At 40.2% G+C, this 3,278-nt stretch carries 4 protein-coding genes; 1 reads left to right on the top strand and 3 read right to left on the bottom strand.

The features are described from left to right. The 3 genes from HN459_02985 to HN459_02975 all read right to left on the bottom strand — a co-directional run. The coding region (locus tag HN459_02985; protein MBT3478405.1) for a class I tRNA ligase family protein at window positions 1-456 on the bottom strand (456 nt) is incomplete at its 3' end. Continuing rightward, entirely contained in the window at window positions 453-1,613 is a 1,161-nt protein-coding gene (locus HN459_02980) for a hypothetical protein (protein ID MBT3478404.1), read from the bottom strand. The genes HN459_02980 and HN459_02985, both read right to left, overlap by 4 nt. Continuing rightward, window positions 1,595-2,791 (bottom strand): peptidoglycan DD-metalloendopeptidase family protein, encoded by a 1,197-nt coding sequence (locus HN459_02975; protein ID MBT3478403.1) that lies wholly within the window; start codon window positions 2,789-2,791, stop codon window positions 1,595-1,597. The genes HN459_02980 and HN459_02975 overlap by 19 nt, the downstream gene beginning before the upstream one ends. A gap of 116 nt (window positions 2,792-2,907) precedes the next feature. On the opposite strand from HN459_02975, the gene HN459_02970 reads away from it, so the two are divergent. Further along, on the top strand, window positions 2,908-3,278 hold a 371-nt coding region (locus tag HN459_02970; protein MBT3478402.1), incomplete at its 3' end, for a cyclic nucleotide-binding domain-containing protein.

Raw genomic sequence — 3,278 nt, 5'->3', positions numbered from 1 at the left:
CTTTTCCTTCAGCTTTTTAATGTCCCGAAATTCACCCGACTCGGCTTCTTTTTCTGTAATGAATCGTTCTTCAGATACAGAGTATAATCCTTCGTATTCATCCTCGTAAATATCCCCATTATCATAGACTTGTTGAAGGATTTCCTGAACCACTTTCACATGCCGTGTTTCTGTAGTGCGGATAAAATCATCATTCTTGATATGGAGCTTTTCCCAAAGTTCAAGAAACCGAGGTGCCATTTCATCGCAGTGTTGTTTCGGATCTACATTCCGATTCTCCGCTGCCTGCTGCACCTTTTGGCCATGCTCATCAAGGCCGGTGAGAAAGAACACATCTTCGCCAGCATTGCGATGAAAACGGGTAAGTACATCAGCCAAGATGGTTGTGTAAGCGTGACCAATATGGGGTTTATCGTTGACATAATAAATGGGCGTAGTAATGTAAAAAGTATTCATGCGACGGATATTGGAATTTTGCCTTTTAAAAGTTCTTGAACGGAGATTAATAGATTGGTCAAAGTTAAGGGTGTGTACAGATTCCGAACCAATGATTCAACCGTTTCTTCCAGGATTTTATTTATTCCTGCTAAATCAGCCACGGGATATGTATCATTGAATTGTTGCAACGATTCAGTCATCCCCGGCAATATTCCATTGGGTGCCTCCCCAGTTCTCAATTCATATGCTTGGTGAAACCAAAGTTGAAGCAAGTATACCCTGAATTTGAATTCTTGTGGTTTCCGAGCAGCAAGCATGGCATTACTATTGATGAACTCCCGCCAACCATTTTCATTCACACGGGTCAATAGCTTTGATAAAGCTTCGGCTTCGGCTAATATTTTTCCCGTAGACTGACTAGAAATTTCTTTCGCTAAATGGACATCCCCTTTTGCCACCAATGCAATTTGAGTTGCTTGTTCATTTTCAATGCCATCATTTTCCAAAATCAATCTCGTTTGATCTAAGTTCAAGGCGGGAAAGTTAATCGGCTGGCAACGACTTATTATAGTTGGCAGTAGTGCTGACTTTTTATCGGATACTAAAATTAATGTTGTATTCGGTGGCGGCTCTTCTAATATTTTTAACAAAGCATTTGCGGACTCACCCATTCCAGCAGACAAAAGATGGGCATCCAAGATTAATACAATTTTTTGACCATTCGATTGAGACTTTAAATAAATGGTTTTTCGTAAATCCCGTATTGAATTTATAGTAATACGCCTGGCAGCGGGCACCATGATTTTATAGAATGGATTACTTCCTTTTCGGGCAATCGCCTCCGTAAGATATTCCAGATCCTCTTTTTTTAAGGCATCTAATGGATTGGAACTTTTGGTAGATTTATCGCTTCCGGGAAGGGGAACAATTAATTTTAAATTGGGATGTTGTAAGCCAACAAATTTTGCACAGGACGGGCAACGATTACAGGAAGTACCACTGGCATTTTCACAATTCAATAATTTTGCAAATTCGATCGCACCCCATTCTTTGCCACATCCTCGGGATCCAGTAAATAAATAAGCGCTACCAACACGATTGTTGGATTTGGCACGCAAAAGGCGTTCCCACACCATGGGTTGATAATCTTTGAATATCATTTTTTGCGTAACCATTTTTCTGGATTTTGCTTCTGCCCTTGGCCCCATATTTCGAAATGAAGTTGAGAACCATTAATAGAACCAGAATCGCCCATATATGCAATCACATCACCGCCGCGAACTTCACTATCTTCATTGACTTCCACATTGGTCACATGGCTATAAACAGTATAAAAGCCGTTACCATGGTCAATGATTATGGTTGTCCCAAAACCACGGAGAAAAGTAATTGTAGTAACGATACCGCCCAAAACAGTGCGGATTTCAGAACCAGGTTTCCCTTTAATATCAACTCCGGGGTTTTCGGTTGTCGTTTTCAATTTAGCATTCCACTGGCGCCCAAATTTCGTTATAACCCGGCCTTCAGCCGGCCAAGCCAATTGCCCTTTTAGTTTGGGAAACTCTTTTGCCTTAAGGGCCATCTGCTGCTTTCGAATTCGATCTTCCCTATCAGTTCTGGCAATATCCTCTCGAATTTTTTTAAGGATAGATTCCAATTGTTTTACACCAGCCTGTTTTTCAGTGAGATAGGTTTTAAGCTCTTTTTGACTTTTGCGAATCTTCGTCAGTTCCCGCTGTTCTTTTCGTTTTTTATTACGAACTTCGGACAGGGTTTTTTCACGATCCCTTTTAAGGCGACGCTTTTTCCTCAATGCAGCCTCGAGGCCTAATTTCTGTTGACCTATTTCTACTAACAAAGACCGAATCGTTGCGTGGGTTTTTTGATCCAAATCAGAAATAATTTTTAAATATTTTGTGCGGTAAATCGCCTGGCGCCATGAGGTGGAACTGAAAATTTTCTCCAAATTTGATAACTGGCCTTTTTTATAAATTTTGCCCAATCGCCGTGCATAGCGAACTCTCAAAGTATCTAATTCAATTTCACTTTTTTTAATATGCTTTTCAGTCCGAGAAATATCCGCAACGAGGAGTTCCTCTTCCTTTTTAATTTCTCTTACTAATCTTTGAAGAAGGGATATTTCTTCTGAAAGGTTATTTACTCGGCGAGCAGAAGTTTTTTCTTTTCTACCTTCAGATTGAATGCGGTTCTTGGTCGCTTCAATTTCATTTCGAAGCGATTGAATGGCGCTGTTTTGCGCTTTAAGTTCCTTCTTGTAATCCTTTGATATTTTTTGCCCCCAGCAAAGGGTCAAGGAAAAAACGATTAAAATTGGTATAATTTGCCGAAACATTATCATCAAAAGTACCTAATCATGAGAAGACAGGTCAATTTTATTGTTGATTGTCTTTCCTTGTACAATTCACCTTCCTATATCTATAATCCATCTTCTAAATTAAGGAGTCTAAATTGAAAAGCGCCAAGTGGGAAAATATTTTTAAAGGATGGAATCGCTCTGAGAGTGAAACCGTCTTAACCCTGAAACAAGTCCCAGTATTTAAAGATTTTTCCGATAAAGAGTTTTCGGAACTTGAAAAAATGATGCATCACCGCACTTTTGGTGCCGGAGATTTTGTTTTTAAAAATCGTGCCCCCGGCGAAGGAATGTATATCATTATGCACGGTACTGTGAAGATCACCGTTGGAACCCGGGCCGGTAATGAAAATATTTTAGCGGAATTAGGCGTGGGTGATTTCTTTGGCGAACTTGCCTTATTCGACGATGAGCCTCGATCGGCCAACGCCATCGCCACCATAGATACCGAACTATTGGGATTCTT

It is taken from the genome of Candidatus Neomarinimicrobiota bacterium, assembly GCA_018647265.1.
Lineage (GTDB): Bacteria > Fidelibacterota > Marinisomatia > Marinisomatales > TCS55 > TCS55.
Note: the sequence above shows the minus strand (reverse complement) of the source record. Positions and strands in the feature narration are given on the sequence as shown.

Coding starts and splice junctions, on each gene's coding strand:
- HN459_02980 (MBT3478404.1), bottom strand. CDS start 1,613: ATGGTTACGCAAAAAATGATATTCAAAGATTATCAACCCATGGTGTGG.
- HN459_02975 (MBT3478403.1), bottom strand. CDS start 2,791: ATGTTTCGGCAAATTATACCAATTTTAATCGTTTTTTCCTTGACCCTT.